General features: G+C 65.6%; 20 protein-coding genes. 14 read left to right on the top strand and 6 right to left on the bottom strand.

Annotated features, from left to right (window positions below; translation table 11 throughout):
- Window positions 1-5: 5 nt before the first annotated feature.
- Entirely contained in the window at window positions 6-1,028 is a 1,023-nt protein-coding gene (locus ASG77_RS14540; protein ID WP_056346727.1) for a LacI family DNA-binding transcriptional regulator, read from the bottom strand.
- A gap of 134 nt (window positions 1,029-1,162) precedes the next feature.
- Here ASG77_RS14540 and ASG77_RS14545 point away from each other — a divergent pair, with 134 nt between their 5' ends.
- On the top strand, window positions 1,163-2,197 hold the full coding sequence (locus tag ASG77_RS14545) for a Gfo/Idh/MocA family protein (RefSeq protein ID WP_056346728.1): 1,035 nt from the start codon (window positions 1,163-1,165) through the stop codon (window positions 2,195-2,197).
- Between the two features lie 77 nt (window positions 2,198-2,274).
- Here ASG77_RS14545 and iolB read toward each other — a convergent pair whose 3' ends face one another.
- Together iolB and ASG77_RS14555 are read right to left on the bottom strand one after the other, a co-directional pair.
- A complete protein-coding gene (gene iolB, locus ASG77_RS14550) occupies window positions 2,275-3,168 on the bottom strand; it encodes a 5-deoxy-glucuronate isomerase (RefSeq protein WP_056346733.1) in 894 nt (297 codons plus the stop codon).
- 16 nt (window positions 3,169-3,184) lie between these two features.
- Window positions 3,185-3,925, bottom strand: coding sequence for a GntR family transcriptional regulator (locus tag ASG77_RS14555; protein WP_056346735.1), 741 nt, complete (start codon window positions 3,923-3,925; stop codon window positions 3,185-3,187).
- A 184-nt stretch (window positions 3,926-4,109) separates the two neighbouring features.
- Between ASG77_RS14555 and ASG77_RS14560 the strand changes: the two genes are divergently transcribed.
- From ASG77_RS14560 to ASG77_RS14580, 5 genes are all read left to right on the top strand, one after another.
- Window positions 4,110-4,598 carry an SRPBCC family protein gene (locus tag ASG77_RS14560; RefSeq protein ID WP_056346737.1) on the top strand — a complete coding sequence of 163 codons (489 nt, stop codon included), beginning with the start codon at window positions 4,110-4,112 and terminating at the stop codon, window positions 4,596-4,598.
- Between the two features lie 129 nt (window positions 4,599-4,727).
- Window positions 4,728-5,435: a FadR/GntR family transcriptional regulator gene (locus ASG77_RS14565; RefSeq protein WP_056346742.1), complete on the top strand. Its 708-nt coding sequence runs from the start codon at window positions 4,728-4,730 to the stop codon at window positions 5,433-5,435.
- A gap of 199 nt (window positions 5,436-5,634) precedes the next feature.
- Window positions 5,635-7,020, top strand: coding sequence for an MFS transporter (locus tag ASG77_RS14570; protein ID WP_056346743.1), 1,386 nt, complete (start codon window positions 5,635-5,637; stop codon window positions 7,018-7,020).
- 26 nt (window positions 7,021-7,046) lie between these two features.
- Window positions 7,047-7,820 (top strand): SDR family NAD(P)-dependent oxidoreductase, encoded by a 774-nt coding sequence (locus ASG77_RS14575; RefSeq protein WP_056346746.1) that lies wholly within the window; start codon window positions 7,047-7,049, stop codon window positions 7,818-7,820.
- 130 nt (window positions 7,821-7,950) lie between these two features.
- A complete protein-coding gene (locus ASG77_RS14580) occupies window positions 7,951-9,084 on the top strand; it encodes an LOG family protein (protein WP_056346748.1) in 1,134 nt (377 codons plus the stop codon).
- 22 nt (window positions 9,085-9,106) lie between these two features.
- Here the strand turns inward: ASG77_RS14580 and ASG77_RS14585 are convergent, their stop codons facing one another.
- A complete protein-coding gene (locus tag ASG77_RS14585; protein ID WP_442854248.1) occupies window positions 9,107-10,285 on the bottom strand; it encodes a VIT1/CCC1 transporter family protein in 1,179 nt (392 codons plus the stop codon).
- 229 nt (window positions 10,286-10,514) lie between these two features.
- Between ASG77_RS14585 and ASG77_RS14590 the strand changes: the two genes are divergently transcribed.
- Window positions 10,515-10,739 carry a hypothetical protein gene (locus ASG77_RS14590; protein WP_056346751.1) on the top strand — a complete coding sequence of 75 codons (225 nt, stop codon included), beginning with the start codon at window positions 10,515-10,517 and terminating at the stop codon, window positions 10,737-10,739.
- Between the two features lie 113 nt (window positions 10,740-10,852).
- Here ASG77_RS14590 and ASG77_RS14595 read toward each other — a convergent pair whose 3' ends face one another.
- Complete coding sequence (locus ASG77_RS14595) at window positions 10,853-12,394, bottom strand: sodium:solute symporter (protein WP_056346753.1); 1,542 nt, start codon at window positions 12,392-12,394, stop codon at window positions 10,853-10,855.
- A 285-nt stretch (window positions 12,395-12,679) separates the two neighbouring features.
- Here ASG77_RS14595 and ASG77_RS14600 point away from each other — a divergent pair, with 285 nt between their 5' ends.
- Window positions 12,680-13,255: a helix-turn-helix domain-containing protein gene (locus tag ASG77_RS14600; protein ID WP_056346755.1), complete on the top strand. Its 576-nt coding sequence runs from the start codon at window positions 12,680-12,682 to the stop codon at window positions 13,253-13,255.
- Between the two features lie 213 nt (window positions 13,256-13,468).
- On the opposite strand, the gene ASG77_RS14605 is transcribed toward ASG77_RS14600, so the two are convergent.
- Window positions 13,469-14,308 (bottom strand): type IV toxin-antitoxin system AbiEi family antitoxin domain-containing protein, encoded by an 840-nt coding sequence (locus ASG77_RS14605; RefSeq protein ID WP_056346756.1) that lies wholly within the window; start codon window positions 14,306-14,308, stop codon window positions 13,469-13,471.
- Between the two features lie 315 nt (window positions 14,309-14,623).
- Between ASG77_RS14605 and speB the strand changes: the two genes are divergently transcribed.
- The 6 genes from speB to ASG77_RS14635 all read left to right on the top strand — a co-directional run bounded on the left by speB (window position 14,624) and on the right by ASG77_RS14635 (window position 23,744).
- The gene (speB, locus tag ASG77_RS14610; RefSeq protein WP_056347317.1) at window positions 14,624-15,688 is read left to right on the top strand and encodes an agmatinase; all 1,065 of its coding nucleotides are present in this window, start codon (window positions 14,624-14,626) and stop codon (window positions 15,686-15,688) included.
- 5 nt (window positions 15,689-15,693) lie between these two features.
- A complete protein-coding gene (locus tag ASG77_RS14615) occupies window positions 15,694-17,400 on the top strand; it encodes a thiamine pyrophosphate-binding protein (protein ID WP_056346758.1) in 1,707 nt (568 codons plus the stop codon).
- A gap of 189 nt (window positions 17,401-17,589) precedes the next feature.
- Window positions 17,590-18,096, top strand: coding sequence for a MarR family winged helix-turn-helix transcriptional regulator (locus ASG77_RS14620; RefSeq protein WP_056346760.1), 507 nt, complete (start codon window positions 17,590-17,592; stop codon window positions 18,094-18,096).
- 1 nt (window position 18,097) lies between these two features.
- Window positions 18,098-19,723 carry an MFS transporter gene (locus ASG77_RS14625; protein ID WP_235564553.1) on the top strand — a complete coding sequence of 542 codons (1,626 nt, stop codon included), beginning with the start codon at window positions 18,098-18,100 and terminating at the stop codon, window positions 19,721-19,723.
- A 230-nt stretch (window positions 19,724-19,953) separates the two neighbouring features.
- On the top strand, window positions 19,954-21,687 hold the full coding sequence (locus ASG77_RS14630) for an ABC transporter ATP-binding protein (protein ID WP_056346763.1): 1,734 nt from the start codon (window positions 19,954-19,956) through the stop codon (window positions 21,685-21,687).
- The gene (locus ASG77_RS14635) at window positions 21,684-23,744 is read left to right on the top strand and encodes an ABC transporter ATP-binding protein (RefSeq protein ID WP_056346765.1); all 2,061 of its coding nucleotides are present in this window, start codon (window positions 21,684-21,686) and stop codon (window positions 23,742-23,744) included. The genes ASG77_RS14630 and ASG77_RS14635 overlap by 4 nt, the downstream gene beginning before the upstream one ends.
- Window positions 23,745-23,779: the final 35 nt, after the last annotated feature.

Consider the following 23,779-nt stretch of genomic DNA (forward strand, 5'->3'; position numbering starts at 1 on the left):
GCCGTTCAGGCGTGAGGGGCGGCGGTGCTGCCCCTCACTTCCAGCGTCGGCACCAACAGTTCGTCTGGGGGCAGCGTGCTACCGGGCTCCAGCCGTGCGATCAGGAGTTCGGCCGCGCGCTGCCCTGCGGAAAAACTGGCCGTGTCCACGGAAGTCAGGCTGATCCGGCGCAGCCGCGCCAGCGGGGTGTTGTCGTAGCCGGCCACCGAAAGATCGGCAGGAACGGCGAGCCTGCATTCCTCGGCAGCCGAGAGAACCCCCAGTGCCGCCATGTCGTTGACAGCGAACACCGCTGTGGGCCGGTCGCCACCTGACAGCAGCTCGAGTGCGGCACGGTGGCCGCCCTCTTCGCTCAGGTCTCCCGGCACGGCCCGGATGAACTTCGCCAGGCCGGCGGCCATCATCTCGGCCTCATACCCCCGACGGCGGGCAATCCCGACTGCGGTGGCCGGTGCCCCCACATGGGCGATGCGGCGGTGCCCCAGCGCAATCAGGTGAGCCACCGCGAGGCGCGCCCCGGCGTCGTCGTCGTTGGTCACGACGGTGACGTTGGCACCCGGGCCGGTGGGCGCTCCCAGCGCGATGGTTGGCACCTGCAAGGCTGCTGCCGTCAGACCGGGGCTCTCCGGCATGGTCCCCACCAGCACCAGGGCCTCGATGTTCATCTCCAGAAGTTTCTTCAGCAAGGATTCGCCGCTGCGGCTGTCCAGGCGGAAGTCGCCCATCAGCATCTGCAGGCCGCGCTCGTTGAGGGTGCTGTTGAGCCCTTCTACCGCGCTGACGAACCAGGGGTTCCGCATGTCGTTGAGTACCACGCCCACGGTGCGGCTCCGCGATTCGCCGAGGGCCCGGGCGGCCGCGTTCGGCCGGTAGCCGAGTTCCAGGACAGCATGCTCGACGGCGGTGCGCTTGGCCGCGCTGACGTAGCCCGTACCACGCAGCACGAGGGACACCACCGATTTGGACACACCCGCGGCGGCGGCCACGTCCAGGATGGTGGCCGCGCGTTTGCGTTCAGGGGCAGTCACAGCGTCCTCCAGTTTGTTAATACAAAGTCTTGACTCCGAATGCGGATTCACCTACTCTAGCAAGACAATGATGGAACGTTCCAACATTGTTTGTCTGCCCGGATTCCGGGGCCGCTACTGCATGCGAGGGAACTATGAAGGACGTCATTCTCGGTCTGGTCGGAGTGGGGCGCATCGGCGTGATGCACGCGAACAACATCGCCGCGCTCAACGGAGTTCTCAACCCGGAGGGCATCAACGTCAGGCTTCTGCTCACCGACGTCGCCGAGGACCACGCCAAGGGCATTGCGGCCGGCCTCGGTGCCGGCTTCCTGCCCTCGGTGGAGGACCTCATCGCCGCCGGCGTGGACGGACTGGTCATCGCCACCGGGACCGGAACCCACCCCGAACTGATCAAGGCCGGCGTGGACGCCGGAATCCCCGTCTTCTGCGAAAAGCCCGTGGCCATGAACGTGGCGGACGCCCTGCCCGTGCTGGACTACATCCGCGACAACAAGGGCGTTGTGCAGATCGGCCACCAGCGCCGCTTTGACCACGGCTACCTTGAGGCCAAGCGTGCCTACCAAGCGGGCGAGCTGGGCTGGATCCACTCCCTGCGCGCCGTCACCTGCGACATGGCGCCGCCGCCCGTGGAGTTCCTCGCCAGTTCCGGCGGCCTGTTCCGCGACTGCTCCGTCCACGACTTCGACATCCTCCGCTGGCTGACCGGCCGCGAGATCGTGGAGGTCTACGCCAAGGGTTCCAACAACGGAGACCCGGCCATCGGCGCTGTGGGAGACGTGGACACGGCGCTGGCACTGATCACGTTCGACGACGGCACGGTCGGCACCGTCTCAGCCACCCGCTACAACGGCGCCGGCCACGACGTCCGCCTGGAAATCCAAGGCTCCAGCCGTTCGCTGATGGTTGGGCTCGATGAGCACACGGCCATGGCGTCGGCCGAAGCCGTGATTGATTTCCCCGCCGGAGAACCCCACAGGACCTTCGCCGAACGCTTCGACCAGGCGTACCGATCCGAAATGGCCGCGTTTGTGGAGCTCATCCTGGGCCGCAGGGAGAATCCGTGCACGCCGGAGGACGCCGTGGCCGCCTCCCGTGTGGCGGACGCCGCCCAGGAATCACTGGCCACTGGCGTCCCCGTCAGGGTGGCCATCAGCGTAGCCAGGTGAGCATACCGCTGCCATGAAAAATGCCCCTCCGGAATCCGTTCCGGAGGGGCATTTTCTTGATCTCCAGCGCTTGCTCTCTAAGCGCCGAACGGCAGCCGGGGATCAATGTCCTGGCCGCCCCAGCTTTGGCGGACCCAGCCGTGGTGCGGGTCGTCGCTGATGAGCCATTCGCGGACCGGGCCGGGGCCGGCCATCACGTTCAGGTAGTACAGGTCGTAGCCCGGGGCCGCCATGGCGGGGCCGTGCCACCCGTAGGGGACCAGCACAACGTCGCCCGTGCGGACCTCGGCGGCAACGTCGATGGGACGCTCATCCGAGGCGTAGACGCGCTGGTAGCCGATGGCGTCGGCGTCGGCGGGTGCGCCGGAGCCCGCAGCCACCTGCGTCTCGAAGTAATAGATCTCCTCAAGGTTCGTTTCGCCGTCCTTTTCCTCATCGTGCTTGTGCGGAGGGTAGGAGGACCAGTTCCCGGCGGGGGTGAGGACTTCACACACGATGAAACGGTCAGCCTCGAGGGCCGCAGGCGTGCCGAAGTTATGGACCTGACGGGAACAGTTGCCGGCCCCGCGCAGTTCCACGGGTGTCTCCGCCGCTGTGACCAGGCGCGTGGGATGGGAGGCCTTTGCCGGTGCCGTGGCGACCGCCACCCGTCCGCCGTCGGACGAGCTGATGCTGACGGTCCGGCCCGTGCCCGAGTACAGCACGTCGCTGGGGCCGTGGAACACGGACGCCCGGCCCGCCAGGACATAGTCTTCACCGTCGACGGAGACGGTGAAGGAGCCGTTGAGGGGAACAACAATCCGCTCCTCGTCCGCTGCCGGGAGAACGACGTCGGCCCCTGCAGTTAAGGTGGCCACCTTCAGGCCCGTATGGGCCCAGCCATCCACAGCCAGGGTTGAATCGGAGGTTCCGAGCGAGATGTCCCAGCCGCCGTCGGCGGCGCTGCCCAGGGGATAGACCCAGTTAGTCATTGATGTATTCCTTGCGCTATCGCTGTACGAGTGTCATTTCAAAGCTGTACGAATCCGCCCGGTACACATGGTGTCCGGTTTCCACGCGGCGGCCGGCGTCGTCCGTTGCGGTGCGCTCCATGGTGACCAGGGCGGAATTGACCTCCGCCTCCAGCAGGCGCGCCTGGTAGTCGTTGGCGATCATCGCGCCGATCCGTTGCGAGGCCAGGCGGAAGTTGGCACCGCCGCGGCGGAGAATGGCGTAGAGGCCCTCAGAGGCCAGCATGGCTTCGTCCATGGTGGCGATGTCGTCCCGGACCCAATTCTCCATCAGGGCCAGGGGCTTGCCGCCCACTTTGCGCAGGCGCGTGAAGTGGTACACCTTGGAGCCGGCAGGCAGTTCGAGGGTGGCGAGCGTCGCCGCGTCAGCCTCCATGTGGGAGAAGGTCAGCACCTGCGTGGTGGGCTTCTTGCCGTTGTTGGAGAGGTCATCAAACAGGCTGGAGAGCTCCAGGGGGCGGCGGACCTGGCTGGAGACCACCTGGGTGCCCACGCCGCGCTTGCGGACCAGCAGCCCCGAGCGGACCAGTTCATCCATGGCCTTGCGCATGGTAGGCCGGGACAGGTTCAGCTGGGCCGCGAGATCGATTTCGTTTTCCAGCCGGCTGCCGGGTTCCAGGATTCCGCTGTGAATGGCGGCCTCGATGCCCTGCACCACCTGGTGGTACAGGGGTACGGGCGACGAGCGGTCGATAATGAGACCAAGTTGGTTCGCCACTGGATATTCCTCGTTCCATGCCGGAAGCTGGTGCCCGCCCGAGGCCCGGGAGGGAATCCATGTCCTACTATGTTCGCTTGATAGGACATACTGCCTTTATTGATAATATCAGCCGAACTTTGGCGGTCAAGGCTGCCACTGCCGGGCGCACCGCCATTCGTGCACATAGTCCTAGGCTGGGGGGATGAACAACCGATACCTCGTGTCCCGCGAACGCTTCATCGCTGCCCCGCCCGAAGTGATCTTTGAAGTCATGGCCACTCCGGCGCTGCACAGTGCGATCGACGGTTCCGGCACCGTGAAGGGCGCCCAGCCGCGCGGCCCGGAACGGCTGAGCCTCGGAGCCCGCTTTGGCATGGAAATGAACATGGCCGTGGACTACAAAATCCTGAACACGGTCTCCGAATTCGAGGAAGGCAGACGCATTGCCTGGCGCCATTTCTATGGCCACATCTGGCGCTACATCCTGGAACCGGCCACGGACGCCGACGGTACTGCCGGCACGCGCGTCACCGAACAATGGGACGCCACTGCGGTCCGTGGGAAGATTTTCCTCCGGCTGGCAGGCTACCTGCGCCGCCACCCCGTCAGCATCGAAAAGACACTAATCAATCTTGAGGCCTACGTTGCGGCCTCCGGTCGGCGCGAGGCCGGCAATACGGGGATTTCCTGAGACGCCGCTTCTTTCCTGAGACGCCGCTTCAACGGGCGGTGAGGCTGGCGGGGGTCCCGGTCCGTACGGCGGCTTCTGTAATGTGGATGGCACCGGGAGTACGGGGTAAGACTAAAGGTGGGAAGCACGATGGGCCGCAGGACACTTGTTGACGACCTTGTCGACGGCCTGCTCGAAGATATCCTGGACGGCAAACTGCAGCCCCACGTAGCCTTACCGCCCGAAGCCGACATCGCCAAAGCCTACGACGTCAGCCGCCTCACGGTGCGCGAGGCACTCAAGGCCCTGCGGGCACAGAACATCCTCTACGTTAAAGCCGGCCGCGGGACCTTCGTGAACCCGTCCGATAACTGGACCGGTCTGGATGCGATCTTCAAGGCCGCTTCGCACGACAATGGGGCGGAGCAGGTCGCGGTGGGATTGATCGAGATGCGGCGCATGGTGGAAACCGGGGCCGCTGCGCTCGCTGCCAAACGCCATACACCCGAGCATGCGCAGCAGATGCGCGAGTGCATTGCGGACATGAAGCGCTTCCATGATTCCGGCGACCTCGAGGCCTTCGTGGCGGCGGACATCGCCTTCCACGACGCAGTGTTGAAGGCTTCCGGCAATCCATTTGTCCGGGCGCTGTTCGCGCAGCTGGGTCAGCTCCTTTACGTAAAACGGCGAGAAACGTCCGCCGTCGAAGAGATCCAACTGCACGCCATTGAGTACCACCAAAAGGTCATGGAAAGCATCCTCAGCGGCGAGGCCGAGCTGGCCCGCCGCACCATGGACGAGCATATGGACCAGACATACCGGGACTACGAACGCTACGTGCACCACGCAGCATCCTGACATTGCAGCCCGCACCAAACAGGTCTTGACGTAATCCGCATCACTAATCTATGCTTTTTCTCAGTTGTTCGGTCAGATGTCTGACATCTGACTCAAATCGCATTGATCCCGTTCCCATTTGGACTGGGCCTCCCAAGATATCCGCACGGATTCCCGCCACCATCGCCGGTGCCGGACTCCGTTAGACAGAAGGTCGAAGATGACTTCCCTCTCCTTAAAATCCGCAGGGCTCGGCGAGCTTGGCGAGCGTACGCTCCGCAAGGTCCGCCGCCGCGTTATGCCACTGATCGTCCTGCTCTATTTCGTTGCCTACCTTGACCGCAACAACGTGGGCTTCGCCAAGCTCACCATGAGCGAGGATATCGGCCTGAATGCCGCAGCTTACGGGCTCGGCGCCGGCATTTTCTTCCTCGGCTACGCGCTCCTTGAGGTGCCGAGTAACGCAGGCATGTACCGGTTCGGCGCACGCAAGTGGCTGGCCCGGATCCTCATCACCTGGGGGATCTTCGCCACGGGCATGTGCCTGGTGAACGGCGAAACGACCTACTACGTCATCCGGTTCCTGCTGGGCGCGGCAGAGGCTGGGTTCTTCCCGGCCATCCTCTTCTACCTGACGCTGTGGTTCCCTGCCGCTCAGCGCGTCACGGTACTGGGCATCTTCATCCTCGCCCAGCCCATCTCCAACGCCCTCGGCGCCCCGGTCTCCGGACTGCTGCTGCAGATGGACGGCGTCATGGGCCTGCAGGGCTGGCAGTGGCTGTACATCATCGAAGGTATCCCGGCCATCCTCCTGGGCCTGCTCACCCCCATCCTCATGACGGACCGCCCCCGCGACGCCAAGTGGCTCAACACCGACGAACGCGAATGGCTTGTCGCCACCATGGATGCCGAACTGGCAGCCAAGTCCACGGGACGCAGCCACAACTTCCTATCCGGCCTCAAGGACAAGCGGACCCTGACCTACTCGGCCCTGTACTTCGGCCTGGTCTGCGGCATCTACGGACTGGGCCTGTGGATGCCCACCATCGTCGCCGCCTTGGGCAAGTTCTCCACCGCCCAGGTCGGGTTCATTGTCCTCATTCCCTACTCCGTGGCCGCAGTCTTTGTGTACTTCTGGAGCAAGCGTGCGGACAAGACCGGAAAGCGGGCCTGGCACAGTGCGGTCAGCATGGTCCTTGCCGGCATGGGCCTCCTTGCTGCAGGCTACCTGCTCCCGGTCAACCCCGTACTGGCCCTCATTGCCCTGACCGCAGCGGCCATGGGTATCTACGGCGCCATCGCGCCGTTCCTGTCCATGCCGTCCGCGGCGCTCACCGGGGCAGCTGCTGCTTCCGGCCTCGCCCTGATCAACTCACTGGGTAACCTCGGCGGTTTTGTGGCCCCCTACGCTGTCGGACTGCTGAACGACGCCACGGGCAACAACCAGAGCGGCCTGCTGTTCCTGTCCTTCTGCCTCTGCGTCACGGCGGTTGCCACCTACCTTTACGCCCGCAAACGCCCCGAAGGCGATGCCGCGCTGGATCCCGCAGTTGCCGCGGCGGCCGCTGTGACCCCTGATTCCACGCACCCCGCCAAAATCTCCTGATCTCGAAATCACTGAAGGAAAACCTCATGACTACCAGCAACTTCCCCTCCGAACGCACAGTTGTCCTGACCGGCGCCGCGTCGGTCCGCGGCATCGGCCGCGCCGCCGCTGACCGTATGGCCAGCGAAGGATGGTCCATCGCCATCCTCGACATCAACGCGGAGGACGCCAAGGCTGCCGCCGCGGAAATCGGATCCAACCGTGCGGTCAAGGCCATCGGCGTCGGAGCCGACGTGTCCGACGAAGCGTCCGTTGACCGGGCCATCGCCGAGATCGAGGACGCGCTTCCCCCGATTGTTGCGCTGGCCAACCTCGCCGGGATCAGCTCGCCGACGACGTTCATGGAAACAACCGTGGCGGAGTGGGACAAGGTGTTCGCCATCAACATGCGCGGAACCTTCATCGTTACCCAGCGGGTCCTCAAGGGCATGATCGAACGCAAGCTCGGCCGCATCGTGAGCATCTCCTCCATCTCCGCCCAGCGCGGCGGTGGCACGTTCTCGAAGGTTGCCTACAGCGCCACCAAGGCCGGAATCCTCGGATTCACCCGTGCCCTGGCCCGCGAAGTCGGCGAGTTCGGCATCACGGTCAATGCGATTGCCCCCGGCCCGATCGACACCGACATCATGGGCGGAACCCTCACCGATGAGCGCAAAGCACAGATGTCCGAGGGCATCATGATGGGCCGCGTGGGCACCCGCGAGGAAGTGGCAGCCTTGATCGCCTTCCTGTTGGGCCAGGACTCGGGCTACATCACCGCCGCCACCTACGACATCAACGGAGGCCTCCAGGTTTCCTGACCGGGACCCGGACCCAGGCACGAGGGCACCCCCGCCGGTTTTCCAGCGGGGGTGCCCTCGTGCCAGTGCAGTGCAGTGCAGTGCACTGCAGTGCCGTGCCGGAGCCTCGGCCGAAGTCTAGGCTGGCACTATGAACCCCTCCGGCGGCCTGGTCCCCAGCCCGCGGACCCTAGAGGTTGAGAGCCTGGACGCCTTCGACCGGCTGGTCGCCGCCGGCGCGGTGGCCATGCATGGCTGGCACGCCCAGTCCCTGGACCTGCGCGGCCGAAAAGCGGCGCTGGAAACCCTGGACGTGGAGGGTGCCATTTTCCTGGGCTGCACCTTCGACCAGGGCGTTGAAGACGGGCTTCGGCGCCGCGGCGCACTGATCTTCCCCAGGCTGCATGGTGTGCCGTTCGATCCCTACCGGGCCCGGCTCTATACACCGCAGGAACTGTACGCCGGCCTGGAAAACTCACCCTACGAGGAGCTGCCTGACGCCCTGGTGTACCAGTGGAGCATCCGCCCGGGGCAACGCAACCGGCTGGACGCCACCCTGGCCTCGGCGCTGCATGACCACGCCATCGGCGACGCCCTGGACGAGTTCACTCACTCGGACCCCTACGCCGGCCGCACCACCGTGGGCGTGATGGGCGGGCATGCCGTCCTGCGGGGCACCCTGGACTTCGCCCAGGCAGCCGAGCTGGGCAGGCTCCTGGCGCAGAGCGGGCGGATCGTGGCAACCGGCGGCGGCCCGGGTGCCATGGAAGCGGCAAACCTCGGCGCGTATCTGAGCCGCGTTCCGCACGCGGAGTTCACGGCGGCGCTCGCCGGCCTTGGAGCCGTCCCCGGCTTCCGCCCCTCGGTGTCCGCGTGGGCACGCGAGGCGGCCGCCGTCGTCGAACGTTATCCGGGCGGAACGCCGTCGCTGGGCATCCCCACATGGTTCTATGGGCATGAGCCGCCGAACTACTTTGCCACCCACATCGCCAAGTACTTCGCCAACGCCATCCGGGAGGCGATCCTGCTGGAACTGTGCGACGGCGGCATCATCTTCCTGCCGGGAGCGGCCGGTACCGTGCAGGAAATTTTCCAGGACGCCTGCGAGAACTACTACAGCGCCCGCGAAGCCGTGACGCCGATGGTGCTGGTGGGACGGCAGCACTGGGAGCACGAGTATCCCGCGTGGCCCATGCTCCGGCGGCTGGCTGCCGGACGGGCCATGGAGGACCGGATCTTCCTCGTGGACAGTGTGGACGAGGCGCTCGCTGTGCTCGGCGGCTGACTATTCCGGCGTCCGGCCGTTGTTAACCCACCACGGTGCCGAAGGCCAGGCCCAGCACATAGGTTACGGCGGCGGCGCCCAGGCCGATGCCCAGCTGGCGGAGCCCGCGCGTCAGCGGCGACGTCCCGGACAGCAGGCCCACGATTCCGCCGGTGGCCAGCAGCGCCAGCCCCACCAGCACCGCGGCCACCACCAGGGCGGTCACCCCGGTCAGGCCGAACAGGAACGGCAGGATGGGGACCACGGCGCCGGACGCGAAAAAGCAGAAGCTGGACAGCGCCGCCCCCCACGCGGTGCCCACGGCCTCGTGCTGGTCCTCTGCCTCCGGGAGCTCGGGCTGGAGCGACAGGCTGGGATCGCAGTCGCAGCTCAGCAGGCCCATGCGTTCGGCCACACGGTGTTCGGCCGCTTCGTGGGACATCCCGCGCGCCAGGTAGACGAGCGTCAGTTCGTTGTGTTCGATGTCCAGTTTCGGGGCGGCGGCGAGGGTGATCTGGGTGGGACGCGTGGCGGCCAGGAGCTCGCGCTGGGACCGGACGGAGACAAACTCGCCCGCGGCCATGGACATGGCACCGGCGAGGAGCCCTGCCACACCGCTGAGCAGCACCACACCGCTCGCCACTCCGGAAGCGGCCATGCCCACCACGAGCGAAAGGTTGCTGACCAGGCCATCATTGGCGCCAAAAACGGCGGCACGGAACGTCCCGGCGAGCCGGTTGCGGCCACGGGTTGCCAGGCCTCGGACCACTTCCTCGTGGATCTGTTCATCCGCCGCCATGGCGTCCGTGGCGTTGGGTTCCATGCCGTAGGGGGAGCGGCCTTCAGCGCGCTGGGCGAGCGCCAGGACGAAAACGGAGCCGAAGTGGCGGGCCAGGAAGCCCAGCAGCTGGCTGCGGAGGGATGCCGGCCGGGACTTCTGGGCGTGGTCGCCGAGGAGTTTGAGCCAGTGGGCCTCGTGCCGTCCTTCGGCTTCGGCGAGGGCCAGCAGGATGGCACGTTCTTCGCCGTCGCGGTTCTGGGCGAGATCGCGGTAGACGGCGGCCTCTGCCCGTTCGTCCGCCAGGTACTGGCGCCACCGGCGGATGTCGGCCGGCGTGGGCTGCGGCGCGGATGGAATGGATTCCGCGGGCCGGGCTTGGCTGGGATTGGGGTGCTGAGACACGCAAGGCTCCTGTGCTGGATGGGCATGGTTCGGCCCCATTGCACCGCCCAGCTTACCGCGGAATTCCGCGGATTTTCGGCTGGCTGCCCTCACTGCGGAGTTTAGGTTTCCCTCAAAATTCGGCGGTCTGCCGCGTGTGCCGGGACGGGTTGCGCCGGCTCTTGACCGGGCTCGCCGACGGTGCTGTGATGAAGGAGTGGCGTCGCCCGCGCCCACCGGCGGCGCCCTATCGACAGAGCACGTCAGGCGAACAAACGGAGGTCGAATCATGAGCACCACCGGACAGCACCCGGACATGCCGCACCTGGAATCTGTTGAATCGGATCCCGCTTACGACTACGCCGAGGACGTCCCCATCAGCGTGGACGACTGGGACGCCGAGGACGAGTTCCTGGACGCCGAAGAGGTGGTGGTTCCCACGCCCCCGGTAACAGTCGACGCCGAGGAGCGCGTGGTTCCACTCGATGAGGACGAGTTCCGCGGAACCGAATAGAACGAACGACGGCGGCACTCCGGTTCGCGGGGAAGCGAAGGGGAGTGCCGCCGTCGTACTCAACTCAGTGAAGCTGCCGGCTTAGTGGCAGCCGCTGATCGAGCCTGTCGAGATCAGTGGGTCGAGTGGCTGGCGACCGGGTGGGCCTCCACGGGCAGTTCTTCGGTGACCGCTCCAGCGACCCGCTTCTCCCAGGCCTCGCGGACCTCGGGGTCCGTAGGAGGCGTGAGCAGCGAGATCACGATGTAGGAAACCAGAGAGGCGCCGAGGCCCCAGTAGATGGGTTCGTTGGCGTAGACGCCGTCAGCGCTGGGGATGGCCCCTACGGCGTACATGATCAGGAGGGCCAGGGTCAGTACCGAGCCTACGGCCATGGACCAGGCGGCCGCGATGCCGGTGCCGCGCTTCCAGACGAGGCCGCCCAGGATGGCCACCAGCAGGCCGCCCACCAGGATGTCGTAGGCGATGGTCAGTGCCACCACGACGTCCTGTGCCGCCATGGAGATCAGCACGGCCACGATGCCCAGGCCAAGGACCCAGTAACGGTTGGCCTTCACGTCGTGCTCGGGGTTTTCGGTGTCGTCAGTGTTGACCGTCTTGCCGAACCAGCTGGCCACGAACGGCACCACGTCGGCGCGGGCCACCGTGGCGGCTGCGATGAGGGCGCCGGAGGCGGTGGACATCATGGCGGCGACTGCGGCGGCCATGACCAGGCCGCCGATGCCGATCGGCAGGAGCTGGGTGGCGACCTCGGCGTAGACAACGTCCTTGCCGAGGTTGGCGACGTCGATGTCGGGCAGGGCCACGCGGGCGGCCAGGCCGATCAGGGCACCGGCGACGCCGTACAGGATGCAGTAGACGCCGGCCGTTGCGCCGCCCCAGCGGGCCACGGTGGGGGTCTTGGCGGTAAAGACGCGCTGCCAGATGTCCTGGCCGATCAGGAGGCCCAGGGTGTAGACCACGAAGTACGTGATGATGGTCTGCATCCCGATGCCATCAAGCTGGAAGAAGCTGGCGTCAACACGGCTGCGGATGCCGTCGAAGCCGCCGGCGGCGTTGAGCGTGAACGGCAGCATCAGGGCGAAGATGCCCACGGTCTTGATGATGAACTGCACCTGGTCGGCCAGGGTGATGGACCACATGCCGCCGATGGTGGAGTAGACCAGGACGATGGCGCCGCCCACTGCGATGGCGAGCCAGCGCTCCCAGTCGAACAGGACGACGAAGATGGTGGCGTACGCGCCGGTGGAGGTGGCGCAGAGCATCAGGGTGTAGGCCAGCATCACGATGCCGGAGGTCTGTGTGGCGCGCTGGCCGTAGCGCAGGCTGAGCATCTGGGAGACCGTGTAGATCTTCAGCCGCTGGATGGTGCCGGCGAAGAGCAGGCTCAGGAGGAGCACACCAGCGCCGATGGCGACCACCAGCCACATGCCGGAGATGCCGAACTTGTAGCCCAGGCCGACGCCGCCGACGGTGGAGGCACCGCCCAGGACGACAGCGGCCATGGTGCCGGTGTAGAGCAGGGGGCCGAGGCGGCGGCCGGCAACCAGGAAGTCGCTGTTGTTCTTGGTGCGGGACTTGCCCCACCAGCCGAAGGCCAGCATGGCGATGAGGTACACCACCACGATGGCGATGTTGACGAAGTTAGCGTCCATTTGGGGCTCCTTGGAGCTGATCTGCAGTGTGTCTGGAATCCCGGCTGCGCTGCTGGGGAGGCCGGTATTCCGCTGCTCTTGTGGAATTGGGAGGAAGAGTTCCTCAAAATATTGCCTCACAGGCAACACTTGTTGCCAAGAAGCGTATGCTGTGACCGACGCAACAGTCAAGGTCGGCCGTACTATCTGTTGTTCGCCGCCGCGCCCGCCACCTCACGCGGGTCGGCTGGCCATTAGGATTGCTCCAGAGATGGGGCCGCACCGCCGGCCACGAAAGGTCCGCACATGAAGGCACTACCTGTTGAGCCGAGCAACGTTCCCGTTGCCATCGGTTCCCGAATCCGTGCCGCCCGGCAGTCGCAGCGGCTGACCATCGAGCAGGTTGCCGACGCCACCGGCCTGACCAAAGGCTTCCTCAGCCGCGTGGAACGTGACCTTACGTCGCCGTCGGTCGCGTCCCTGGTGACGCTGTGCCAGGTCCTGTCCATCTCGATCGGCGACCTGTTTGTGGCCCCGGAAACCCACCTGACAAAGCGGGACGAAGGCCCACGGATCTCCCTGGGCGGCGAAGGCATCGTGGAGCGGCTGCTGACGGCCCGTTCCGAACGGCGCATCCAGATCATCCAGGCCGTCATCGAGCCGCATGGCCGCGGCGAAGCTGAGCTGTACGCCGTGGACTGCGACGTGGATGTGCTCCATGTGATCAAGGGGCGCATCCGGCTGATCCTGACCAACGAGGAATACGAGCTCGGCACCGGCGACACCGTAACTTTCCCGGGCCGCGAACCGCATACGTGGGTCAATCCCACCGATGAGGCCGTCGAAGTTCTCTGGGTCCTGGTCCCTGCAGCCAGCCGGTAGATGCCTGCTGCCTGCTGCCCGCCCGCCCGCCAGTCGCCTGCCCGCCGGCGTTGCGGCGCTCCGTTAGGCATTCCTGCCCAGTTTGTGGCCTGCTTCCTCCTGCCCTCGGGCCGGCACCCCCAGTCATGGCCCGGACTGGCGCGGATTGTGGGCTGCCTGTGGCTTGCTCGGGCAGCCCCGCAGTGAAGCAACTGGGCGGGAGCGCACGGCGCGTTACGGCGCCTTTGCCTTCGCCGATGCCTTCCTGGAGGCGAGGACGGCCCTGATTTCCGCCAGAACCTGCTCCGGATTGAACCAGATGACCTCCGGCGGGTAGCGCAGCACCGCATAGCCATTCAGAGTCGAAGCGTTGTTGCGCGCCAGGTCTTGCCGCAGGGCTTTCCTGGTCGAGTGGAACGCGAAGCCGTCTACTTCCACAATCAGGAAACCCTCGATGAGGAAATCGACGCGCCCGATTCCCGGAATTTGAACCTGTGCATCAAACGCGATGCCGTTGGCGCGGAACAGGTGTTGGGCGTCTACTTCTACAATGGATTCGGCGCGCAGGTCCAGCTCACGCAGCGCGGTCAGCACGGGGCGGGAGCGATCTCCTCCGAGCTGGTCCTTCAAAAGCTCGATGTGTACCCCATGCAGGCGGATGGCCGAAGTGGCGATTGCCGTTGACGTCGGGGCGGGCAGGCATCCGATGGCATGCAGCACCGCATCCTCAACCGCGGCGAGGGGCAGCACGGGGTGTGGATTGAAGCGGACTGTCCGGTGCCGGATGAAGCCCTTGTTGTGGCCATGGTTGCACGCCAGATGGTACTCGGCTGGCGGCTCCCGCAGCCATAGTCCGTAGTGTTCGGCTGCGCTGACGCAGGTGAGCCGCGCGTTGTGCCGGATGGCCGCAACGAATCCGGCGTGGGCATCTGGCCGCACAAAAATGCCGCGCCGGGGCTGGGTGACACCGCGGTCCGTCAAGCGGGCAATGTCCGTCCGGGAGTATCCGGCGCTGAGCAGCTGGGCGGTGCGGGCAACTCCGCCGGCCTGTCGTAGGTGTTCGAAGATGTCCATGGGGCCATTTCAGGCCGCCGGGACTGGATCTGAAAGACGAAACAAGCCGTATGTGGGTAACCCGCCTCGCCTGCGCTGGACGCTCCTGCCCAGTTGCTCGCGCCCCGTCGGACTGCCAGTCGCGCAGATCCCCATGATTCCGCGGCACTGCGGGCCAGGTGGCGGCCAGCCAGGAAGCGGCCCCGCGGCAACTGGGCGGGAGCAATCAGCGAGACTCCGGCAGAAGAGTTTTGTAAACAACTGATGCGCATAAGAAAACTTCAGGCTATGATGGCTGTCACACACGCCGATCAATCCTCGAAGGAGAGGCTCATCTTGAAAGAGCTGCGCATCGAAGCCAACGGCAACCTTGGCCCCATCGATTCATCCCGTATCCCGCGCTATGCCGGCGCTGCAACCTACGCCCGCCTGCCGCGCCTGGACCAGGTGGCCAAGGCTGACGTGACGGTGGTGGGAGTGCCCTTCGACTCGGGTGTTTCTTACCGCCCGGGTGCCCGTTTCGGCTCCAACCACATCCGCGAGGCCAGCCGCTTGCTCCGCCCGTACAACCCCGCCTGGGACGTCAGCCCGTTCGAAAACATCCAGGTGGCCGACGCCGGCGACATGGCTGTCAACCCGTTCAACATCAACGAAGCCATCGAAACCATCCAGCAGAACGCCCTGGACCTCACCGCGGCCGGCAGCAAGCTGGTGACGCTCGGCGGGGACCACACCATCGCCCTGCCATTGCTCCGCGCGGCTGCCGAGCGGGCGGGCGGGCCAATTGCCATGCTGCACTTTGACGCCCACCTCGACACGTGGGACACCTACTTCGGCGCCGAATACACGCACGGCACCCCGTTCCGCCGGGCAGTTGAGGAAGGCATCCTGGACACGGAAGCGATCAGCCACATCGGCACGCGCGGCCCGCTCTACGGCAAAAAGGATCTCGACGACGACCACCGCTTCGGGTTCGGCATCGTCACCTCCGCGGACGTCTACTACCAGGGCGTCCTCGAAACCGTGGCCAAGGTCCGTGACCGGATCGGCAACCGCCCGCTCTACATCTCCGTGGACATCGACGTCCTGGACCCCGCGCACGCGCCGGGCACCGGAACCCCCGAGGCCGGCGGCATCACCAGCCGCGAACTCCTGGAGATCATCCGGGGCTTCCGCGGCATGAACCTGGTGGGCGCCGACGTCGTCGAGGTTGCCCCCGCCTACGACCACGCCGAAATCACCGGCGTGGCAGCCAGCCATGTGGCCTATGAACTGATCACCCTGATGGCGGACAATGCTGTTGAAGGTGACCGGTTCGGGACCGCCAACGGCTACGCCGCCCAAGCTCTCGGCCAGGAAGCCCGCCAACCTGCCGGTTTCGCCGCCGGAACCAAGGAGTAGCCACCATGATTGATTTCGATCCGGGCACAGCAGCTGCGCCCGCAGGGGACAGCGGGCGGACCAGCCAGCGCAATGGCGGGGACCTCGTCGTCGAAACCCTTGAAGCGCTCGGCGCCAAGACCGTCTTCGGCATCCCGGGCCAGCACGCGCTGGGCCTGTTTGACGCCATGGGCCGCGGCAATCTGCACTTCGTGTCTTCCCGAGTGGAGAACAACAGCGCCTTCGCCGCGGACGGGTACTCCCGCGCCACCGGCGAAGTGGGCGTGCTGTTCCTGTCCACCGGTCCCGGCGCGCTGACCTCCCTGGCCGGCCTGCAGGAGGCCTACGCCACCGGTGTGCCCATGGTGGTGGTGGCCAGCCAGATCCCGCTCGAAGGACTGGGCGCCCGCCGCAAGGGCATGCTCCACCAGCTCGATGACCAGAAGGCCTCGGCCGCGAACGTCACCAAGAGCCAGCGCCTGATCCAGCACGCGTCCGGCATTCCGTCGGCCATCCAGGACGCCTGGACCGAGGCCATCTCCTCGCCGCAGGGCCCGGTCTGGCTGGAGATCCCGCAGAACGTGCTGCTGGATCCCATCATGGTGCCCCCGGTGGAGGACGCGCTCGCCGAAGCCGCGGACAACCCGCCCCGTGTGGAGTTGGTCCGGGAAGCGGTGAAATGGCTGTCGACGGCGGAACGTCCCGCCATCATCGCGGGCGGCGGTACCCGGCGGGGCCGGGCCGAAAAATCGCTGCTCTCGATTGCCGAAAAGCTGAGGGCGCCCGTCATCTGCACCCCTGGCGGCAACGGCGCGTTCCCGTGGACCCATGAGCTCTCGCTGCAGTCCTGGATCGAGGACCGCCACATGACGGACCTCCTGGAGGACGCCGACGTCCTGATTGTCATTGGCTCGTCCCTCGGTGAAGTCACGTCCAACTACTTCACGTTCGCTCCGCGCGGCCGCATCATCCAGATCGACGCCGAGCCGCGCGTCCTCGAATCGAACAGCCCCGGCCTGGGTATCCGTGCCGACGCCGGCCAGGCGCTCGCCGCCCTCGACGAGGCCCTGGTTGCGCCCGTCGACACCGCGCGCAGCTGGCATGGGACCACTCCCGAGGATCTCGTAAAGGACTCGCTCGCCAAGGTCAAGGCAAGGCTGGAATCCCAGGACCTGGGCAAAGAGCTGAAGTTCATGTCCGACATCCGCGAAGCCGTCCCCGCGGACATGCAGACTTTCTGGGACATGACCATTTCCGCGTACTGGGGCTGGAGCTGCTGGGATGCACGGCAGGGCCAGTTCCACTCGGCCCAGGGTGCCGGCGGACTGGGATACGGCTTCCCGGCAGCCATCGGCGGCGCCGTCGGGCTGGAAACGGTTGGCAAGCCCGGCCGGGTCCTCGCCGTGTCCGGTGACGGTTCATCCATGTACTCCATTTCCGAACTCGCCACCGCCAAGCAGCACAACATCCCGGTCACCTGGCTGATCGTGGACGACGGCGGCTACGGCATCCTGCGCGAATACATGGTGGGCGCGTTCGGGAAGGCCACGGCCACCGAGCTTGCGCGCCCCGACTTCGTCAAGCTCGCCGAAGCATTCGGTGTGCCGGCCACGCGGGTGGCCCCCGAGGACGTCGGGGACGCGCTCAAGGCGGGCTTCGCGGCGGACGGTCCCAACGTCGTCGTCGTCGAAACCCTGCTCAAGATGTTCGGCCCCACCCACCTGGACGGCTGACACCAAGCACCAAAGCCCCCGCTTCACCACAGCGCGAGAGGACACTTGAGGCCCCATTCCAAGGGGGCCCAGTGTCCTCTCGCGCTTTTGTTGTAAGGGTGTGTGCCACCGCGCCCAGCTCTTTAGTTTCCCAAAGCAATCATTTATGTATATAGTTGCCTTAGGCAAACAAAAGAGAAGAGCTCAGCCATGGCAGTCGCCCCGGACACCGCAGCGGACCTTGTCTACCGCATCTTCGATCTCCAAAGAGTGGTCCGATGTGTCGCTGCGGCGAGCTTCCGCGGACAGGACACCGGGGTTGCGCTGCAGGGCGTGCTCAGGTTCGTGGGGGAAGGGGAATCGCGCGCCACCCACCTGGCGGAGCGGCTCGGCGTCAGCGCCCCCGTCCTCAGCCGCCACATCGCGGACCTGGAAGAGCAGGGTTACGTCATCCGGCGGCAGGATCCCGACGACGGCCGCGCCCAGTTGGTTGCCCTGTCGCCGGCCGGCGCTGACAAGCTCCGGAAGATCGAAGAGCGCCGCACGGCCACGCTGCAGGAGTACCTCAGCGATTGGAGCCAGGAGGATGCCGAAGACACGGCACGGATCCTGACAAAACTCTCGGAGTCCCTCAAGCATTCAGCCCGGGCGCATGCACTCCCGGCACCTTCAACCGCGGCACCAGCCGCTGCACCCCAGAACCTCCAGGAGCACTGATATGTCGAGCCAACCCGCCGCACCGCCCTTGGCGATGACGCACCGCCAGATCATGGAAGCCCTGACCGGGCTCCTCGCGGCGTTCTTCACCGCCATCCTCAGCAGCACCATCGTGGCCAATGCGTTGCCCACCATCATGTCCGATCTGCACGGCACCCAGACCGACTTCGCCTGGGTGATCACCGCCGCCCTTCTGGCCAACGCCGTCACCACCCCCATCTGGGGCAAGCTGTCCGACCTCTTCAACAAGAAGATCCTGGTCCAGCTGAGCATTGTCATCTTTGTGGCCGGCTCCGTCATGGCCGGACTCTCCGAGACCATCCCGCTGCTGCTCACCGCCCGCGTTATCCAGGGCGTGGCCATGGGCGGGCTCACCGCGCTGGCGCAGGCCATCATCGGCACCATGATCCCGCCGCGGGACCGCGGCAAATACTCCGGCTACATGGGTGCCGTGATGGCGGTAGGCACTGCCGGCGGCCCGCTGTTCGGGGGATTCATCGTGGACAGCCCGCTGGGCTGGCGTTGGACTTTCTTCGTCTGCGTGCCGCTCGCCGTCGTCGCGCTTATCCTGCTCCAGATCACCCTGAAAATCGAGCACAGCAAACGCCACATCAAGATCGACTGGCTTGGCTCCATCCTGCTGACCTCCGGCGTCAGCCTGCTCCTGATCTGGGTTTCCTTCGCCGGAAACCCTTCCTACTACGACTGGGTTTCCTGGCAATCGGCCGCCATGGTGGGCGGCGGTGTGGTTTTGTTGGCCCTGCTGGTGCTGGTGGAGTCCAAGGTGGAGCAGCCCATCATCCCGCTGAAGATCATCTCCGAACGCACCACCGCTTTGGCCATTATCGCTTCGGTGGCCGTGGGCATCGCGATGTTCGGTTCAACCACCTTCCTGGGCCAGTACTTCCAGGTAGCCCGCGGCGCGTCGCCTACCGAAGCCGGGCTCCTGACACTTCCGATGATCGCCGGCAACCTCACCGGTTCGGTCGTTTCCGGCCTGCTCATCAGCCGCACGGGCAGGTGGAAGGGCTACCTGATCGGCGGGTCCATCCTGCTGATCGGCGGCCTCGGCCTCGCAGGGACCATGGACCACACCACCGAACTGTGGCAGGCCGGGATCTTCACGGCCATCCTGGGCGTGGGCCTCGGCATGCTGATGCAGAATCTGGTTCTGGCAGTGCAGAACACGGTCCGGGCGTCCGACATCGGTTCGGCCAGCGCGTCTGTTGCCTTCTTCCGTTCGGTGGGCGGCGCGATCGGTGTGTCCGTGATCGGCGCCGTCCTCAGCAGCCGGGTCAGCGAACTCGCCACGCAGGGTCTGGCTGCGGCCGGTATCCCGGTTGCGGGCGGGTCGGCGGGGGCCAGCATGGACCTCGTTGACATGCCCGCACCGGTCCGGGAGATCATGCGCGCCGCTTACGGCGATGCCACCGCCGAGGTCTTCCTGATCTCCGCCGGCGTTGCGGTGGTAGCCCTGATCTCGGTCCTGTTCATCAAGGAGCGCCCGCTGCGGCGCACCGTGGACATCCAGCCGGAGGCCGAACCAGGGGCGGCGGCGGGGGCAGGCGCCGCGGCCAGCGCCAGCGTTGAAAGCACGACGCCGGAACTCGCCTCCGCCGGTCGCTGACCTGGGCGCGAACGGACACCTGAGGCCCCACGGATCCGTGGCCGCAAGTGTCCGTTCGCGCAGGTGAGTGGGGAGGAACATGTGGGGGAGTACGCCGATCGGATGATATTTACCGTAGATGTTTCGCCCGGGCAACGGATTTCGTAGAGTGGGTAGGCTGAGAAATGTCAGCCCGGTCTGTTACTACTTATCCTCATCGTTTCGCGCTCTCTTCCTAAGGATTCACGGGCATGCTCCTCACCCTCATACGGCGCTACTCCAAACCGTACATGCCATACATCGTGGCCGTCGTTGTGTTCCAACTGGCGTCCACCATCGCAGCGCTCTACCTTCCCAGCCTCAACGCCCAGATCATCGACGAAGGCGTTTCCCGCGGGGACACGGATTTCATTTGGCGGACCGGGTCCGTGATGCTGCTGGTGGCCATTGTCCAGGTGGGTACCGCCATCGCCGGCGTTTACTACGGCTCCAAAACGGCCATGGCTGTGGGCCGCGATCTGCGCCGAGGGGTGTTCCGCAAGGTCACCAGTTTCTCCGCCAAGGACGTGAACACGTTCGGCGCCCCCACCCTCATCACCCGCGGCACCAACGACGTCCAGCAGGTCCAGATGCTCGTGCTGATGGGACTGAACTTCATGGTGGCCACCCCCATCATGTGCATCGGCGGCATCATCATGGCGCTGCGCGAGGACATCAGCCTGTCATGGCTGGTCTGGGTCTCCGTGCCCGTACTGATCGTCGTGGTGGGCTACCTGGTGGTCCGGCTGATGCCCCTGTTCCGTTCCATGCAGAAGAAGATCGACCGCATCAACGCCGTCCTTCGCGAGCAGATCATTGGCATCCGCGTAGTCCGCGCATTTGTCCGCGAACCCTATGAAACCGAACGATTCGGCGTTGCCAACAAGGACCTGACCGACGTCTCCCTGAAAATCGGGGCCCTGTTTGTCCTGATGTTCCCGGCCATCGGCATGATCCTGCACCTGTCCACAGCCGCGGTGCTGTGGTTCGGCGGCCAGCGCGTGGATTCAGGCGACATGCAGGTGGGCGCCCTGACCGCCTTCCTGCAGTACCTGCTCCAGATCCTCATCGCCGTCATGATGGGCACGTTTATGGCCATGATGATCCCGCGCGCCTCGGTCTGCGCGGACCGCATCGGTGAAGTGCTCGACGTCGAACCCTCCATCCACGATCCCGAACGTCCTGAGACTCCCGCCACGCTGGCCGGGGTAGTGGAATACCGGAACGTCACCTTTGCCTACCCCGGTGCCGAGACGCCGGTGCTGAGCAACATCAGCTTCACCGCCAAGCCGGGCGAGACCGTTGCCATCATCGGTTCCACCGGTGCAGGCAAAACCTCGCTGCTGGCCCTGCTGCCGCGCCTGTACGACATCGCCGAGGGCGAAGTCCTCCTGGACGGCGTCTCCGTCAGCAACCTGGACCGGGACGAGATCACCAAGCGCGTGGCCCTGGTACCGCAGCGGCCGTACCTCTTCTCAGGCACCATCGAGCACAACCTGCGCTTCGGCAAGACGGAGGCCACGGACCAGGAACTCTGGGACGCGCTGCAGATCGCCCAGGGCGAGGGCTTTGTCCGAGAGAAGAAGAACGGACTGAACGCCCGCATCGCGCAGGGCGGCACCAACGTCTCCGGCGGCCAGCGGCAGCGGCTCTGCATCGCCCGCGCGTTGATCACCAAACCCAAGGTCTACCTCTTTGACGATTCGTTCTCGGCGCTGGACGTCGCAACCGATGCCAGGCTCCGCGCCGCGCTGAAACAGACCACCGCCGACGCCACGGTCATCATCGTGGCCCAACGGATCTCCACCATCACCGACGCAGACCAGATCCTGGTCCTGGACAACGGCCGGATCGTGGACCGCGGAACGCATGAGGAACTCCTGGAAACCTCACCCACCTACCAGGAAATTGTTGAATCCCAGCTGAGCGTGGAGGAAATGGCATGAGCGCCGCCAAGAGGGACTCAACACCGCCTGAGGTCAAGGAAGCAGGCACCGCAACCCACGAGGAGCTCCTGGAGGACGACGATTTCTTCGAGGAGGAATACAAGCCCTCCGAAGCCGACGGCGACATGTTCGGCGGCATGCCCGCCAAGAAGGCCGAGCACTTCTGGCCCTCGGCGAAGCGCCTGCTGGGGCTCCTGAAGCCTGAGGCTGTTGGCATTTACGCCGTGGTGACCCTGGTGGTGGTCTCGGTGGTCCTGAACGTCATCGCCCCCAGGATCCTGGGCCAGGCCATGGACGTCATCTTCGGCGGTGTGGTTGGCAAGCAACTCCCCGCGGGCGCCAGCAAGGACGAGTTCGTTGAAGGCCTGCGCCAGCGGGGGCAGGACAACTTCGCGGACATGGTGTCGCGGATGGAGCTGGTTCCCGGCACCGGGATCAACTTTCAGAAACTCTCAGTCCTGATCGCCATAGTGCTGCTGATGTACTTTGTGGCCAACATCTTCCTCTGGCTGCAGGGCTACGTGCTGAACCGCATCGTCATGAAAGTGATCCGCAGGCTCCGGGACGACACCGAAAAGAAGCTGAACCGGCTCCCGCTGAACTACTTCGACACCCGCCAGCGCGGCGACGTCCTCTCCCGGGTGACGAACGACGTCGACAACGTCCAGCAGGCGCTGCAGCAGGCGTTCGCACAGCTGATCAGCTCGTTGCTGACAGTGATCGGCATCGTCATCATGATGTTCATCGTCTCCTGGCAGCTCGCTCTCATCGCACTCGTGGCGCTGCCGCTGTCCGGTGTGGCTGCCGGCCTGATCGGCTCGCGCAGCCAGAAGCTCTTCGCCGCCCAATGGAAGAACACGGGCGAGCTGAACGGCCAGATCGAGGAATCCTTCTCCGGGCACGACCTTGTGCGGGTCTTCGGCCGTGACGCTGACATGCTGGAACGCTTCGAAGAGCGGAATGAGGCCCTCTACAAGGCCAGCTTCGGAGCCCAGTTCGTCTCCGGCATGATCTTCCCCGTCATGCAGTTCGTTTCCTACCTCAGCTATGTGGGCATCGCCGTCGTGGGTGGCCTCCGGGTGGCCTCGGGCTCGATGTCCCTCGGCGACGCCACGGCGTTCATCCAGTACTCGCGCGAGTTCACCCAGCCGCTGGGCCAGATGGCCGGCATGGCCAACATGCTGCAGTCCGGCGTCGCGTCCTCGGAGCGGGTCTTTGAATTCCTCGACGCCGATGAGCAGGACTCCGAGACCGCCACCGAGCACCTGCCGGCCAAGACCGACGGGCATGTGGAGTTCAAGGACGTCACGTTCAGCTACACCGAGGACAGGCCGCTGATCGAAAACCTGTCCTTCACGGCGGAACCGGGGCACACCGTGGCAATTGTTGGTCCCACCGGGGCCGGCAAAACCACCCTGGTGAACCTGGTGATGCGCTTCTACGAGCTCAATTCGGGGTCCATCACCCTGGACGGCGTGGATGTCACGCACCTGAGCCGGTCCGAACTGCGGTCCAAGGTTGGCATGGTGCTCCAGGACGCGTGGCTGTTTGGCGGGTCCATTTACGACAACATCCGGTACGGCAACCTGGACGCCACCGAGGAGCAGGTCATGGCAGCCGCCAAGGCCACCTTCGTGGACCGCTTTGTGCGCGCCCTGCCGGAGGGCTACGACACCGTGATCGATGAAGAAGGCAACAACGTCAGTGCCGGTGAAAAGCAGCTGATCACCATCGCCCGCGCATTTGTGGCCAACCCGTCGCTGCTCATCCTGGACGAGGCCACCAGCTCGGTGGATACACGCACCGAGCTGCTGGTCCAGAAGGCCATGGCGGCGCTGCGGACGGACCGCACCAGCTTTGTGATCGCGCACCGGCTCTCCACGATCCGCGACGCCGACACCATCCTGGTGATGGAGAACGGCAAGATCGTGGAGCAGGGCAACCACAAGACGCTGCTGGGGGCTGAGGGTGCCTACTACCGGCTGTACATGTCCCAGTTCGCCGGTTCCGATGTTGAGGAAACCGTTGTGGACGATTCGACGGCGGTCCACAGCTGAGCGCGCCGGGAACCGGAACCGCCCGGCGCATCGAG

It is taken from the genome of Arthrobacter sp. Soil762, assembly GCF_001428335.1.
In the GTDB taxonomy this organism is placed as follows: Bacteria; Actinomycetota; Actinomycetes; order Actinomycetales; family Micrococcaceae; genus Arthrobacter.